Origin of the sequence: Streptococcus sp. 2342, assembly GCF_013276795.1 — a bacterium.
In the GTDB taxonomy this organism is placed as follows: domain Bacteria; phylum Bacillota; class Bacilli; order Lactobacillales; family Streptococcaceae; genus Streptococcus.
On record NZ_VMLR01000003.1, the window covers coordinates 433532 to 449083 of the forward strand.

The window sequence follows — 15552 nt, forward strand, 5'->3', positions numbered from 1 at the left end:
TACTCATGAGTAAGAAAAGACGGAATCGTCATAAAAAAGAAAACCAAGAACCGCAAAAAGAAAACCAAGAACCGCGATTTGATTTTGATGAAGCAAAAGAGCTAACAGTTGGTCAAGCTATTCGTAAAAATGAAGAAGTGGAAGCAGGAGTCTTGCCTGAGGATTCCATTTTGGACAAGTATGTTAAGCAACACAAAGATGAAATTGAGGCGGATAAGTTTGCGACTCGTCAATACAAAAAAGAGGAGCTAGTTGAAACTCAGAGTCTGGATGATTTAATCCAAGAAGTGCGTGAGGCTGTAGAAGAGTCAGAAGCTTCTTCGGAGGAAGTTCCATCTTCTGAAGACATCTTACCACCCTTGCCTCTGGACGATGAGGAGCAAGACTTGGATCCTCTATTGCTAGAGGATGAAAATCCAACAGAAATGACTGAAGAAGTGGAAGAGGAGCAGAGTCTTTCTCGTCTGGAACAAGAAGACTCAGAAAAGAAAAGCAAAAAAGGCTTTGTTTTGACCGTTTTGGCGCTTGTATCAGTAGTTATCTGTGTCAGTGCTTATTATGTCTATCGTCAAGTGAATCGCTCGACCAAGGAAATTGAAACTTCTCAATCAACTACAGCCAATCAATCGGATGTGGATGATTTTAATACACTTTATGACGCCTTCTACACAGACAGCAATAAAACGGCTTTGAAAAATAGCCAGTTTGATAAACTAAGTCAACTCAAGACCTTACTTGATAAGCTGGAAGGTAGTCGTGAACATACGCTTGCCAAATCTAAATATGATAGTCTAGCAACGCAAATTAAGGCCATTCAAGATGTCAATGCACAATTTGAAAAACCAGCTATTGTGGATGGTGTGTTGGATACCAATGCCAAAGCTAAATCGGATGCTAAATTTACAGATATTAAAACTGGAAATACGGAGCTTGATAAAGTGCTAGATAAGGCTATCAGCCTTGGTAAGAGCCAGCAAACAAGTACTTCTAGCTCAAGTTCAAGTGAAACTAGTAGCTCAAGCTCTAGTCAAACAAGCTCAAATACGACTAGTGAGACAAGCCCAAGTAGTTCAAATGCTGCCTCAAATGAAACTAGAAGTACTCGCAGTGAAGTCAATATGGGTCTCTCGAGTGCAGGGGTTGCTGTTCAAAGAAGTGCCAGTCGTGTTGCCTATAATCAGTCTGCTATTGATGATAGTAACAACTCTGCTTGGGATTTTGCGGATGGTGTTTTGGAACAAATTCTAGCGACTTCACGTTCACGTGGCTATATCACTGGAGACCAATATATCCTTGAACGTGTCAATATCGTTAATGGCAATGGTTATTACAACCTCTACAAGCCAGATGGAACCTATCTCTTTACCCTTAACTGTAAGACAGGCTACTTTGTCGGAAATGGCGCTGGTCATGCGGATGACTTGGACTACTAAGCAGTCGTTACAAAATTCTTTCTTTTCAAAAGTAAAAATGATAAAATAAAACAAATCAAACAAGAGGAGTGTCAAATGACAAAAGCTAACTTTGGTGTCGTAGGTATGGCCGTAATGGGTCGTAACCTTGCCCTTAATATTGAATCTCGTGGTTATACAGTTGCTATCTACAACCGTAGTAAAGAAAAAACGGAAGATGTAATTGCTTGCCATCCTGAAAAGAACTTTGTACCAAGCTATGACGTTGAAAGTTTTGTAAACTCAATCGAAAAACCTCGTCGTATCATGCTCATGGTTCAAGCAGGACCTGGTACAGATGCTACAATTCAAGCCCTTCTTCCACACCTTGACAAGGGTGATATCTTGATTGACGGCGGAAACACTTTCTACAAAGATACAATCCGTCGTAATGAAGAATTGGCAAACTCAGGTATCAACTTTATCGGTACTGGGGTTTCTGGTGGTGAAAAAGGTGCCCTTGAAGGTCCTTCTATCATGCCTGGTGGACAAAAAGAGGCCTATGAATTGGTTGCGGATGTTCTTGAAGAAATCTCAGCTAAGGCACCAGAAGATGGCAAACCATGTGTGACTTATATCGGTCCTGATGGAGCTGGTCACTATGTGAAAATGGTTCACAACGGTATCGAGTATGGTGATATGCAATTGATCGCAGAAAGCTATGACTTGATGCAACACTTGCTAGGTCTTTCTGCAGAAGACATGGCTGAAATCTTTACTGAGTGGAACAAGGGTGAATTGGACAGCTACTTGATTGAAATCACAGCTGATATCTTGAGCCGTAAAGACGATGAAGGCCAAGATGGACCAATCGTAGACTACATCCTTGATGCTGCAGGTAACAAGGGAACTGGTAAATGGACTAGCCAATCATCACTTGATCTTGGTGTGCCATTGTCACTCATCACTGAGTCAGTATTTGCTCGCTACATCTCTACTTACAAAGAAGAACGCGTGCATGCTAGCAAGGTTCTTCCAAAACCAGCTGCCTTCAAATTTGAAGGAGACAAGGCTGAGTTGATTGAAAAGATCCGTCAAGCCCTTTACTTCTCAAAAATCATTTCATACGCACAAGGTTTTGCGCAATTGCGTGTAGCTTCTAAAGAAAACAACTGGAATTTGCCATTTGCAGATATCGCATCTATCTGGCGTGATGGCTGTATTATCCGTTCTCGTTTCTTGCAAAAGATTACAGATGCTTACAACCGTGATGCAGACCTTGCTAACCTTCTTTTGGATGAGTACTTCTTGGATGTTACTGCTAAGTACCAACAAGCAGTGCGTGATATCGTAGCTCTTGCTGTTCAAGCTGGTGTACCAGTACCAACCTTCTCAGCAGCTATTACTTACTTTGATAGCTACCGTTCAGCTGATCTTCCAGCTAACTTGATCCAAGCGCAACGTGATTACTTTGGTGCCCACACTTACCAACGTAAAGACAAAGAAGGAACCTTCCACTACTCTTGGTATGACGAAAAATAAGTAGGTCTGCCATGGGGAAACGGATTTTATTACTTGAGAAAGAACGAAATCTAGCTCATTTTTTAAGTTTGGAGCTCCAAAAAGAGCAATACCGAGTTGATCAGGTTGAGGAGGGGCAAAAAGCCCTCTCCATGGCTCTTCAGACAGACTATGACTTGATTTTATTGAATGCTCAACTGGGGGATATGACAGCCCAGGATTTTGCAGACAAGCTGAGTCGGACTAAGCCAGCTTCAGTGATCATGGTCTTGGACCATCGTGAAGAATTGCAAGATCAGATTGAGACAATCCAACGCTTTGCCGTTTCTTACATCTATAAGCCAGTTATTATTGAGAATCTGGTAGCTCGTATTTCAGCGATTTTCCGAGGTCGGGACTTCATCGATCAACACTGTAGTCAGATGAAGGTTCCAACGTCTTACCGTAATCTGCGTATGGATGTAGAACATCATACCGTTTATCGTGGCGAGGAAATGATTGCTCTGACGCGTCGTGAGTATGACCTCTTGGCTACTCTTATGGGAAGCAAGAAAGTTCTGACTCGTGAGCAGTTGTTGGAAAGTGTCTGGAAGTATGAAAGTGCGACCGAAACAAATATCGTGGATGTCTATATCCGTTATCTACGTAGCAAGCTTGATGTAAAAGGTCAAAAAAGCTACATTAAAACCGTGCGTGGTGTTGGTTACACCATGCAAGAATAGAAAAGCAGTTGCAGTTGTGTAACTGCTTTTTATGTGATTTCTTTATATATTGACATAAAATTTTGTATTTGCTACAATCAGTTATGGAGGATATATCTAATGAAAACAATAAAAAAATTGATGCAAATTGCATTAGCAGTCTTTTTCTTTGGTTTGCTAGCGACCAGTGCAGTATTGGCGGATGATGCTGATTCAGAAGGTTGGCAATTTGTCCAAGAAAATGGTAGAACCTACTACAAGAAGGGGGAACTCAAAGAAACCTACTGGCGAGTGATTGATGGTAAGTACTATTATTTTGATCCTTTATCTGGAGAGATGGTTGTCGGCTGGCAATATATACCTGCTCCACACGAAGGGGTTACGATTGGTTCTTCTATAAGGCAAGATGTTGCTTTTAGACCAGATTGGTTTTACTTTGGTCAAGATGGGGTACTACAAGAATTTGTTGGGAAGCAAGTTTTAGAAGCAAAAACAGCTACAAATGTCAACAAGCATCATGGGGAACAATATAATAGTCCAGCAGAGAAACGAGTCTATTATTTTGAAGATCAACGTAGTTATCACACCTTAAAAACTGGTTGGATTTATGATGAGGGGCACTGGTATTATTTACTGAAGGATGGTGGTTTTGATTCTCGCATCAACCGATTGACTGTTGGGGAGCTAGCACGTGGTTGGGTTAAGGATTTTCCTCTTACATATGATGAAGATAAGCTAAAAGCTGCTCCATGGTATTATCTAGATCCAACAACTGGTATTATGCAAACTGGTTGGCAATATCTTGGTAACAAGTGGTACTATCTCCGTTCATCAGGAGCAATGTCAACTGGTTGGTATCAGGAAGGCTCAACTTGGTATTATCTAGATGCTGAAAATGGTGATATGAAAACGGGCTGGCAATACCTTGGTAACAAGTGGTACTATCTTCGTTCATCAGGAGCAATGTCAACTGGTTGGTTCCAGGTCGGTAGTAAATGGTACTATGCTTATAGCTCAGGTGCTTTAGCAGTGAATACCACTGTAGATGGCTATTCTGTCAATTATAATGGCGAATGGATTCAATAATGAAAGAAGCGATTGTGAATGAAACAATCGCTTTTTTTGTGAAAATATAATAAAATAGATAGGAGAGAATAAATACTTGTATGAAAAAATGAGACGGCTTTTTCGTCTAGTAAAAGGAAAAAATGACAAAAAAAGTTGGTGTCGGTCAGGCACATAGTAAGATTATTTTAATAGGGGAGCATGCGGTCGTTTACGGTTATCCTGCTATTTCCTTGCCTCTTTTGGAGGTGGAGGTGACTTGTAAGGTGGTCCCTGCTGAAAGTCCTTGGCGTCTCTATGAGGAGGATACCTTGTCCATGGCAGTTTATGCTTCTCTGGAGTATTTGAATATCAAAGAAGCCTGCATTCGCTGTGAGATTGACTCGGCTATTCCTGAAAAACGGGGAATGGGTTCGTCAGCAGCTATCAGCATAGCGGCCATTCGTGCGGTATTTGACTATTATCAGGCAGAACTGCCTCATGATGTACTAGAAATCTTGGTCAATCGGGCGGAGATGATTGCTCATATGAATCCTAGTGGTTTGGATGCTAAGACCTGTCTCAGTGACCAGCCTATTCGCTTTATTAAGAACGTAGGATTTACAGAGCTTGAGATGGATTTATCCGCCTATTTGGTGATTGCCGATACGGGCGTTTATGGTCACACTCGTGAAGCCATCCAGATGGTTCAAAACAAGGGCAAGGATGCCCTGCCGTTTTTGCATGCCTTGGGAGAATTGACCCAGCAGGCAGAAGATGCGATTTCACAAAAAGATGCTGAAGGACTAGGACAAATCCTCAGTCAAGCGCATTTACATCTAAAAGAAATTGGTGTCAGTAGCCCTGAGGCGGATTCTCTGGTTGAAACGGCTCTTAGCCATGGTGCTTTGGGTGCCAAGATGAGCGGTGGTGGGCTTGGAGGCTGTATCATAGCCTTGGCAGACAATTTGACACACGCACAAGAACTAGCAGAAAGATTAGAAGAGAAAGGAGCTGTTCAGACATGGATAGAGAGCCTGTAACAGTACGTTCCTACGCAAATATTGCTATTATCAAATATTGGGGAAAGAAAAAAGAGAAAGAGATGGTGCCTGCTACTAGCAGTATTTCTTTGACTTTGGAAAATATGTATACGGAGACGACCTTGTCATCTCTACCGACGGATGCGACAGCTGATGCCTTTTATATCAATGGTCAGCTACAAAATGAGGCTGAGCATATTAAGATGAGTAAGATTATTGACCGTTATCGTCCAGATGGTGAAGGCTTTGTTCGTATCGATACTCAAAACAATATGCCGACCGCAGCGGGTTTGTCCTCAAGTTCGAGTGGTTTGTCCGCCTTGGTCAAGGCTTGCAATGCCTATTTCAAACTTGGATTGGATAGAAGTCAGTTGGCGCAGGAAGCGAAGTTTGCCTCAGGATCTTCCTCTCGGAGTTTTTATGGACCACTAGGTGCTTGGGATAAGGATAGCGGAGAAATTTACCCTGTAGAGACAGACTTGAAACTAGCTATGATTATGTTGGTACTAGAGGATAAGAAAAAACCAATCTCTAGCCGTGACGGGATGAAACTCTGTGTGGAAACTTCGACGACTTTTGATGACTGGGTCCGTCAGTCTGAGAAAGACTATCAGGATATGCTGGTTTATCTCAAGGAAAATGACTTTGCCAAGGTTGGGGAGTTAACGGAGGAAAATGCCCTGGCTATGCACGCTACGACCAAAACAGCATCACCAGCCTTTTCTTATCTGACGGATGCGTCTTATGAAGCCATGGACTTTGTTCGCCAGCTCCGTGAGCAAGGAGAGGCATGTTACTTTACTATGGATGCTGGTCCCAATGTCAAGGTCCTCTGTCAGGAGAAAGACTTGGAGCATTTATCAGAAATCTTCGGTCAACGTTATCGCTTGATTGTGTCAAAAACAAAGGATTTGAGCCAAGATGATTGCTGTTAAAACTTGTGGGAAACTCTACTGGGCAGGCGAATATGCTATTTTAGAGCCTGGGCAGTTAGCCTTGATAAAGGCTATTCCCATCTATATGAAGGGCGAGATTGCTTTTTCTGATAGTTACCGTATTTATTCGGATATGTTTGATTTCGCAGTGGATTTAACGCCAAATCCTGACTATAGCTTGATTCAAGAAGCGATTGCTTTAGTGGAAGATTTTCTCGTTTATCGTGGGCAGACCTTGCGACCTTTTTCTTTGGAAATTCGAGGAAAAATGGAACGGGAAGGGAAAAAGTTTGGTCTAGGTTCTAGCGGTAGCGTCGTTGTCTTGGTCATCAAGGCCCTGCTGACTCTATATGATATTACGGTTGATCAGGAGCTCTTATTCAAGCTGGCCAGTGCTGTCTTGCTCAAGCGCGGAGACAATGGTTCCATGGGGGACCTTGCCTGTATTGTGGCAGAGGAATTGGTTCTCTACCAGTCATTTGATCGTCAGAAGGTAGCTGCTTGGTTGGAAGAAGAAAACTTGGCGACAGTTTTGGAACGTGATTGGGGCTTTTCCATCTCACAAGTGAAACCAACTCTAGAATGCGATTTCCTAGTAGGATGGACCAAGGAAGTGGCTGTATCAAGTCACATGGTCCAGCAAATCAAACAAAATATCAATCAGAATTTTTTAAGTTCCTCAAAAGAAACGGTAGCTGCTTTGGTAGAAGCCTTGGAGCAGGGGGAAGCAGAAAAAATTATCGAGCAAGTAGAAGTAGCAAGCAAGATCTTAGAAGGCTTGAGCGCGGATATTTACACGACTTCGCTTAGACAGTTGAAAGAAGCCAGTCAAGATTTGCAGGCTGTTGCCAAGAGTAGCGGTGCTGGTGGTGGTGACTGTGGGATTGCCTTGAGTTTTGATGTGCAATCAACCGAAACCTTAAAAAATCGTTGGGCCGATCTAGGGATTGAGCTCTTATACCAAGAAAGGATAGGACATGACGACAAATCGTAAGGACGAGCATATCCGCTATGCCCTTGAGCAGAAAAGTTCCTATAATAGCTTTGATGAGGTGGAGTTGATTCATTCTTCCTTGCCTCTTTACGACCTGGATGAAATCGATCTGTCGACAGAATTTGCTGGTCGAAAGTGGGACTTTCCTTTTTATATCAATGCCATGACAGGTGGGAGTGAAAAAGGTAAAGAAATCAATCAAAAGTTGGCTCAAGTGGCAGAAACCTGTGGAATTTTATTTGTGACGGGTTCTTATAGCGCAGCCCTCAAAGATTCAACAGATGACTCTTTTTCTGTCAAATCTAGCCATCCAAATCTCCTTCTTGGAACCAATATTGGATTAGACAAGCCTGTCGAGTTAGGTCTTCAGACTGTAGAAGAGATGCATCCTCTTCTCATGCAGGTGCATGTCAATGTTATGCAGGAGTTGCTCATGCCCGAGGGAGAAAGAAAGTTCAGAAGCTGGCAATCGCATCTGGCAGACTATAGCAAGCAAATCCCTGTTCCAATCGTTTTAAAGGAAGTGGGCTTTGGAATGGATGCCAAGACCATTGAAAGAGCCTATGAACTGGGTGTTCGTACAGTGGATCTATCAGGTCGTGGTGGTACCAGCTTTGCCTATATTGAAAACCGTCGCAGTGGTCAACGTGACTACCTCAATCAATGGGGTCAGTCCACTATGCAGGCCCTTCTCAATGCCCAAGAATGGAAAGACAAGGTCGAACTCTTGGTCAGTGGAGGCGTTCGGAATCCGCTGGATATGATTAAGTGCTTGGTCTTTGGAGCCAAGGCTGTGGGATTGTCACGAACCGTTCTGGAATTGGTTGAAACCTATTCAGTTGAAGAAGTGATTGGCATTGTCCAAGGCTGGAAAGATGATCTACGCTTGATTATGTGTGCCCTTAATTGTGCCACCATAGCAGATCTGCAAAAAGTAGACTATCTTCTTTATGGAAAATTAAAAGAAGCAAAAGATCAGATGAAAAAGGCGTAACCACCGCCTTTTTTCCATCTTCAGACCGAGGTGACTTTTTTGAAGTGTGATAAAATAGAAGGGAGAGGATGAACCTATGAGAAAATTTAAAATCTTTTTATTTATTGAAGCCTGTCTTTTGACAGGAGCTCTGATTTTGATGGTATCAGAGCATTTTTCGCGTTTTCTGCTGATTTTATTCCTCTTTTTGCTTTTGATTCGCTATTACACTGGTAAAGAGGGCAATAATCTTCTTTTAGTGGTGGCAACCATTCTCTTCTTTTTTATCGTCATGCTCAATCCTTTTGTGATTCTAGCTATTTTTGTTGCGGTTATATACAGCCTCTTTCTTCTTTATCCGATGATGAATCAGGAAAAAGAGCAAACCAATTTGGTGTTTGAAGAGGTGGTGACGGTTAAGAAGGAGAAAAATCGTTGGTTTGGAAATCTCCATCATTTTTCAAGCTACCAGACTTGCCAATTTGATGATATCAATCTCTTTCGTCTCATGGGGAAGGACACTATTCATCTGGAGAGGGTCATCCTAACCAATCATGACAATGTCATTATCCTCAGAAAGATGGTAGGAACGACCAAAATCATCGTACCTGTAGATGTGGAAGTCAGTCTCAGTGTCAACTGTCTCTATGGGGATTTGACTTTTTTCAACCAGCCCAAGCGAGCGCTCCGCAATGAACACTATCATCAAGAAACAAGAGACTATCTTAAGAGTAACAAGAGTGTCAAGATTTTCTTGACCACTATGATTGGGGATGTTGAGGTGGTCAGAGGATGAAAAAACAAGCCTATGTAATCATTGCTCTCACCTCCTTTCTGTTTGTCTTATTTTTCTCCCACAGCTTGATGGAAATTCTTGATTTTGACTGGTCTATTTTCCTGCACGATGTCGAAAAAACAGAAAAATTTGTTTTTTTGTTGTTGGTGTTCAGCATGTCCATGACCTGTCTCTTAGCCCTATTTTGGCGAGGTATTGAAGAGCTTTCTCTAAGAAAAATGCAGGCTAATCTCAAGCGTTTATTGGCAGGGCAAGAAGTGGTTCAGGTTGCCGATCCAGATTTGGATGCCAGTTTCAAGTCCTTGTCTGGGAAACTTAACCTTTTGACAGAAGCTCTTCAAAAGGCTGAAAATCACAGCCTTGCTCAGGAAGAGGAAATCATTGAGAAGGAAAGAAAGCGGATTGCTCGGGATTTGCATGATACGGTCAGTCAGGAGTTGTTTGCGGCCCACATGATTTTATCGGGTATCAGTCAGCAGGCTTTGAAATTGAATAGAGAAAAGATGCAGATCCAGTTGCAGAGTGTCACAGCTATTTTAGAAACAGCCCAGAAGGATTTGCGGGTCTTGCTTCTGCATTTGCGACCAGTTGAATTGGAGCAGAAGAGTCTGGTTGAGGGAATCCAAATCCTCTTAAAAGAGCTTGAGGACAAGAGTGATCTCAAGGTTGCTTTCAAGCAAAATGTGACGAAATTGCCCAAGAAAATCGAGGAGCATATCTTCCGTATCCTGCAAGAGTTGATAAGCAATACCCTCCGCCATGCCCAGGCCTCCTGTTTGGATGTCTATATCTATCAGACGGATTTTGAATTGCAACTGAAGGTGGTGGATAATGGGATTGGTTTCCAGTTAGGGAGTTTAGACGACTTGAGTTATGGACTCCGCAATATCAAGGAGCGGGTTGAAGATATGGCAGGGACAGTTCAGTTATTAACAGCTCCCAAGCAAGGGCTGGCAGTTGATATCCGTATTCCCCTGTTAGATAAGGAATGATAAAGGAGTAAAGATGAAAATTTTACTAGTAGATGACCATGAAATGGTCCGCTTGGGTTTGAAAAGCTACTTTGACCTCCAAGACGATGTAGAAGTTGTGGGTGAGGCGTCCAACGGATCTCAGGGGATTGAGTTGGCATTGGAATTGCGTCCGGATGTCATTGTCATGGATATCGTCATGCCTGAGATGAATGGAATTGATGCGACCTTGGCTATCCTCAAAGAATGGCCTGAAGCCAAGATTTTGATTGTGAGCTCTTATTTGGACAATGAAAAAATCATGCCTGTCTTAAATGCAGGTGCTAGGGGCTATATGCTCAAGACTTCTAGTGCAGACGAACTACTCCATGCTGTTCGTAAGGTGGCTGCTGGCGAGCTGGCTATTGAACAAGAGGTCAGCAAAAAAGTCGAATACCACCGCAATCACATAGAACTACATGAGGACCTGACTGCGCGTGAGCGAGATGTACTCCAACTTATCGCCAAGGGCTATGAAAATCAGCGCATCGCAGATGAACTTTTTATCTCTCTCAAGACGGTCAAGACCCACGTGTCCAACATTCTTGCCAAACTTGAAGTCAGCGATCGCACCCAGGCAGCGGTCTATGCCTTTCAGCATCATTTGGTAGGGCATGAGGAGTTTTAGATGAGTCTAACAGATTTACTTGAGGAGCTAGAAGCAGCAAAAGATCCTCAAAAAGCAGGGCCTATGGAGGCCTATATGCGTCATCAATTTTCCTTTCTAGGCGTTGCGGCGCCAGAAAGAAATAAACTCTATAAAAAATATTTTCCAGAAGCGAAAAAAACAAAGATTATCGATTGGGATTTTGTAGACACTTGCTGGGAAAAAGAGTCTAGAGAATACCAGTATGTGGCTGCAAATTATTTGAAAGCCATGCAGTCTTATCTAAAGGACAGCGATTTGCCTAAGCTAGAGCAGTTGGTTGTTACCAAATCTTGGTGGGATACGGTGGATATCCTAGATCGAGTAGTAGGGAGTTTGGTGTATGACAAGCCGGAACTGGAAAAAATAATCCTCCAATGGAGCCTATCAGATAATATCTGGCTGAGACGTGTCGCTATTGACCACCAGTTGTTAAGAAAAGAGAAGACCAATGTTCAATTAATGGAAAAGATTCTGCTTCATAATTTGAACCAAACAGAATTCTTTATCAATAAAGCCGTTGGCTGGGCTCTGAGAGACTACTCCAAAACGAATCCAGCTTGGGTAGCAGGCTTCATTGAGAAAAACAAGGAAAGAATGGCTGACCTTAGTATCAAAGAAGCAAGCAAGTACCTCTAGCGTGATTGAAAAGCGCATTCATTACTTGAAAAAAGTCGCCCAGTTATGTTATAATAGACTGTATTTAAAAAATTTTAAGGAGAAATGACAGAATGTCTGTATCATTTGAAAACAAAGAAACAAACCGTGGTGTCTTGACTTTCACTATCTCTCAAGACCAAATCAAACCAGAATTGGATCGTGTCTTCAACTCAGTGAAGAAATCTCTTAATGTTCCAGGTTTCCGTAAAGGTCACCTTCCACGTCCTATCTTCGACAAAAAATTTGGTGAAGAGTCACTTTACCAAGACGTTATGAACGCTCTTTTGCCAAACGCTTATGAAGCAGCTGTAAAAGAAGCTGGTCTTGAAGTGGTTGCTCAACCAAAAATTGATGTAACTTCAATGGAAAAAGGTCAAGACTGGGTTATCACTGCTGAAGTTGTTACAAAACCTGAAGTAAAATTGGGTGACTACAAAAACCTTGAAGTATCAGTTGATGTAGAAAAAGAAGTAACTGACGCTGACGTTGAAGAGCGTATCGAACGCGAACGCAACAACTTGGCTGAATTGGTTATCAAAGAAGCAGCTGCTGAAAATGGTGACACTGTTGTCATCGACTTCGTTGGTTCTATCGACGGTGTTGAATTTGATGGCGGAAAAGGTGAAAACTTCTCACTTGGACTTGGTTCAGGTCAATTCATCCCTGGTTTCGAAGACCAATTGGTAGGTCACTCAGCTGGTGAAACTGTTGATGTTATCGTAACATTCCCAGAAGACTACCAAGCAGAAGACCTTGCAGGTAAAGAAGCTAAATTCGTAACAACTATCCACGAAGTAAAAGCTAAAGAAGTTCCAGCTCTTGACGATGAGCTTGCAAAAGACATCGACGAAGAAGTGGAAACACTTGCTGAATTGAAAGAAAAATACCGCAAGGAATTGGCTGCTGCTAAAGAAGAAGCTTACAAAGATGCAGTTGAAGGTGCAGCAATTGATAAAGCTGTAGAAAACGCTGAAATCGTAGAACTTCCAGAAGAAATGATTCACGAAGAAGTTCACCGTTCAGTAAATGAATTCCTTGGAAACTTGCAACGTCAAGGTATCAACCCTGACATGTACTTCCAAATCACTGGAACTACTCAAGAAGACCTTCACAATCAATACCAAGCAGAAGCTGAGTCACGTACTAAGACTAACCTTGTTATCGAAGCAGTTGCCAAAGCTGAAGGATTTGACGCTTCAGAAGAAGAAATCCAAAAAGAAGTTGAGCAATTGGCAGCAGACTACAACATGGAAGTTGCACAAGTACAAAGCTTGCTTTCAGCTGATATGTTGAAACACGATATCACAATCAAAAAAGCTGTTGAATTGATCACAAGCACAGCAACAGTTAAATAATCTTAATAGACAAAAAACCCACCTGCCTAGGTGGGTTTTCTGATACACTATTTTCTAAAAATCTCTTTGAGGTCTGCGTCTGTAATCCCAATCATGGCCGGGATGCTGTCCCAGTTTTCTTCGGTTAGGATGTAGGATTGTTCAGAGGTACTTGATGTGGCTGTTTCAGAGACCGCTTGTTGCTTTTCTTCAATAGTTTCAATTAAATCACTGAAGCGTTCAATCAGATAGGTTTTTCGGGCAGTTCCGATGTGCTGGGTAGCATAGTCAAAGGCCTGTAATTCGCCTAGTAAGATAAGCTTGCTTTTGGCGCGTGTAATAGCTGTATAGATGAGATTGCGCTCCAGCATACGCCTACTAGCACTGGTGATAGGTAGGATGACAACAGGGAACTCACTTCCTTGGGATTTATGGATACTCATGGCATAGGCCAAGCGAATCTTGTACCATTCGTTACGTGGGTAAGAGACCTCGTTGCCATCAAAATCAATGACAATCTCGTCTTGTTTCGACTCGGTGTATTTACCAGGAATCAGGTCTGTGATAGCTCCCAAATCCCCATTAAAGACATTGATTTCAGCATCGTTGACCAAATGAATGACCTTGTCGCCCTTACGATAATGGCACTGGGGAGCTTTAAAACTGACTTGATCTTTTTGTGGTGGGTTGAGCAGGTTTTGCATGAGCTGATTGATAGCATCAATCCCTGCCGTCCCTCGGTACATGGGAGCCAGAACCTGAATATCACGGGCAGGAATACCACTTCTGAGAGCAGCGTCTAAGATCTTTTCAATCGTAGCAGGAATATGGCCGCTAGCAATTTCAAAGTAGGAACGGTCAGCTTTTTTCTGGGTGAAATCGGCTGGCAAGATACCCTGTCGAATCTGACTAGCTAGGGTGACGATAGTTGATTCTTCGCTTTGTCGGTAAATTTTTTCCAAGCGAGTCTGAGGAATCAAGGGAATATGAAGTAGATCCGCTAGAACCTGTCCAGGACTGACAGAAGGCAGCTGGTCGCTGTCACCCACGATGAGGATTTTACTGTTAGAAGAGATGTTGGAGAAGAGTTGATTGGCCAGCCAAGTGTCCACCATGGAAAATTCATCCACGATGATAAAGTCGGCATCCAGATAATCTTCAAGATGACTGGTATCATCGTCGCCTGTCATTCCCAAGTGACGGTGTATGGTCGCACTAGGCAAGCCTGTCAATTCATTCATGCGACGAGCTGCTCGGCCAGTTGGAGCAGCAAGAAGAATCGGCAGGTTGCTTTTCTTCCTGAGATCAAGTCCTTCTAAAAGGGCATAAACAGCGATGATCCCATTGATAACAGTTGTCTTACCAGTACCAGGTCCACCTGTCAGGATAAAGACCTTGTTCTGGATAGCGTCACAAATCGCCTGTTTTTGAATGCTATCGTACTTAATCCCCAGATCTTCTTCGACAGTAGTGATATGTTTTTGAATGGTTTCTAAATCTTGGCTCTTCTGTTTTCCTTTTTCAAGGATACGAACCAAGTGACTACGGATGCCTTCCTCAGCGAAAAAGAGGCTGTTGTCAAAAATCTTGGTATCAATCTGCTGAACCTTGTCTTCTTCGATCAAGTAGGAGAGTTCTTGGGCTACTTGGCTGGGGTCCAGTTCCACGGGGCGAGAAGATTCAAGGAGAGTAAGGGTTTGTTCTAGCAAATCCCGTGCTTCAACATAGGTATCCCCTGTTTCCATACAGGCCTGAAAAAGACTGTGAACTAGACCGGCACGAAAGCGTTCAGGAGCCTGACTTTCGATGCCTAGTTCCTCCGCTAATTGGTCAGCAATGGTAAATCCCAAACCCTTGATATCCTCAACCAATTGGTAGGGATAATTTTCAACCACATCAAGGGTTTCTTCCTTGTAAAAATCTTGAATCTGAAAGGCTAGTTTGTTGGGAATGCCGTAGTTGGTCAGTTTAGCTAAAACCATCTCGGTTCCGTAGTTGAGACGGAGGGTGGAGACGAAAGCCTCGCGATTTTTTGCAGATAGTCCTGCAATGCCTTCTAGCTTTTCTGGGTGTTGCAGAATCTCGTCAATGGTATTGTCGCCATAGGTATCCACGATTTTCTGAGCTGTCTTGAGACCAATTCCCTTGAAATGGCTACTTGAAAAGTATTTGACAAGCCCTTTGCTAGTTGGTTTTGCGCGTTCATAACGGCTGATTTGCAGCTGCTCCCCGTACTTGGAGTGCTGGACAATTTGTCCCCAAAAAGTATAGTCTTCTCCCTCAATTACATCAGCCATGGTGCCCGTGACAATGATTTCAAAATCATCAAAATCCTCTGCGTCCGTATCGTTGATTTCTAGGAGGAGGATGCGATAAAAATTGCTGGGATTTTCAAAAATAATCCGTTCAATGGTTCCTGAAAAATAAACTTCCATAAGATTCCTTTGCATAAATAGGTGAGAGTTAATACTCTTCGAAAATATCTTCAAACCACGTCAGCTCTA

General features: G+C 42.7%; 14 protein-coding genes. 13 read left to right on the forward strand and 1 reads right to left on the reverse strand.

Features of this window, described 5'->3' with window-relative positions; all coding sequences use genetic code 11:
• Positions 1-5 precede the first annotated feature (5 nt).
• From HT689_RS04600 to tig, 13 genes are all read left to right on the forward strand, one after another.
• Positions 6-1433: a cell division site-positioning protein MapZ family protein gene (locus tag HT689_RS04600; RefSeq protein WP_173226295.1), complete on the forward strand. Its 1428-nt coding sequence runs from the start codon at positions 6-8 to the stop codon at positions 1431-1433.
• A 75-nt stretch (positions 1434-1508) separates the two neighbouring features.
• Positions 1509-2933, forward strand: a complete 1425-nt coding sequence (gene gndA / locus HT689_RS04605) for an NADP-dependent phosphogluconate dehydrogenase (RefSeq protein ID WP_000158778.1) — start codon at positions 1509-1511, stop codon at positions 2931-2933.
• Positions 2934-2944: 11 nt separating this feature from the next.
• Positions 2945-3634, forward strand: a complete 690-nt coding sequence (locus tag HT689_RS04610; RefSeq protein ID WP_153220775.1) for a response regulator transcription factor — start codon at positions 2945-2947, stop codon at positions 3632-3634.
• 99 nt (positions 3635-3733) lie between these two features.
• A complete protein-coding gene (gene cbpF, locus HT689_RS04615; RefSeq protein WP_173280816.1) occupies positions 3734-4699 on the forward strand; it encodes a choline-binding protein CbpF in 966 nt (321 codons plus the stop codon).
• 122 nt (positions 4700-4821) lie between these two features.
• A complete protein-coding gene (gene mvk / locus HT689_RS04620) occupies positions 4822-5700 on the forward strand; it encodes a mevalonate kinase (RefSeq protein ID WP_173280819.1) in 879 nt (292 codons plus the stop codon).
• Positions 5682-6635, forward strand: coding sequence for a diphosphomevalonate decarboxylase (mvaD, locus tag HT689_RS04625; protein ID WP_173280821.1), 954 nt, complete (start codon positions 5682-5684; stop codon positions 6633-6635). The genes mvk and mvaD overlap by 19 nt, the downstream gene beginning before the upstream one ends.
• Complete coding sequence (locus tag HT689_RS04630) at positions 6622-7629, forward strand: phosphomevalonate kinase (RefSeq protein ID WP_173280823.1); 1008 nt, start codon at positions 6622-6624, stop codon at positions 7627-7629. The genes mvaD and HT689_RS04630 overlap by 14 nt, the downstream gene beginning before the upstream one ends.
• Positions 7613-8623, forward strand: coding sequence for a type 2 isopentenyl-diphosphate Delta-isomerase (gene fni, locus HT689_RS04635; protein WP_173280825.1), 1011 nt, complete (start codon positions 7613-7615; stop codon positions 8621-8623). The genes HT689_RS04630 and fni overlap by 17 nt, the downstream gene beginning before the upstream one ends.
• Before the next feature lie 76 nt (positions 8624-8699).
• A complete protein-coding gene (gene liaF, locus HT689_RS04640; protein WP_001224652.1) occupies positions 8700-9398 on the forward strand; it encodes a cell wall-active antibiotics response protein LiaF in 699 nt (232 codons plus the stop codon).
• On the forward strand, positions 9395-10390 hold the full coding sequence (locus HT689_RS04645) for a sensor histidine kinase (protein WP_173226306.1): 996 nt from the start codon (positions 9395-9397) through the stop codon (positions 10388-10390). The genes liaF and HT689_RS04645 overlap by 4 nt, the downstream gene beginning before the upstream one ends.
• Before the next feature lie 13 nt (positions 10391-10403).
• Positions 10404-11036 carry a response regulator transcription factor gene (locus HT689_RS04650; protein WP_173226308.1) on the forward strand — a complete coding sequence of 211 codons (633 nt, stop codon included), beginning with the start codon at positions 10404-10406 and terminating at the stop codon, positions 11034-11036.
• Positions 11037-11693 (forward strand): DNA alkylation repair protein, encoded by a 657-nt coding sequence (locus tag HT689_RS04655; protein WP_173226310.1) that lies wholly within the window; start codon positions 11037-11039, stop codon positions 11691-11693.
• A 92-nt stretch (positions 11694-11785) separates the two neighbouring features.
• Positions 11786-13069: a trigger factor gene (tig, locus tag HT689_RS04660; protein ID WP_016399077.1), complete on the forward strand. Its 1284-nt coding sequence runs from the start codon at positions 11786-11788 to the stop codon at positions 13067-13069.
• A gap of 47 nt (positions 13070-13116) precedes the next feature.
• Here tig and HT689_RS04665 read toward each other — a convergent pair whose 3' ends face one another.
• On the reverse strand, positions 13117-15483 hold the full coding sequence (locus HT689_RS04665; protein WP_173226312.1) for an ATP-dependent RecD-like DNA helicase: 2367 nt from the start codon (positions 15481-15483) through the stop codon (positions 13117-13119).
• Positions 15484-15552: the final 69 nt, after the last annotated feature.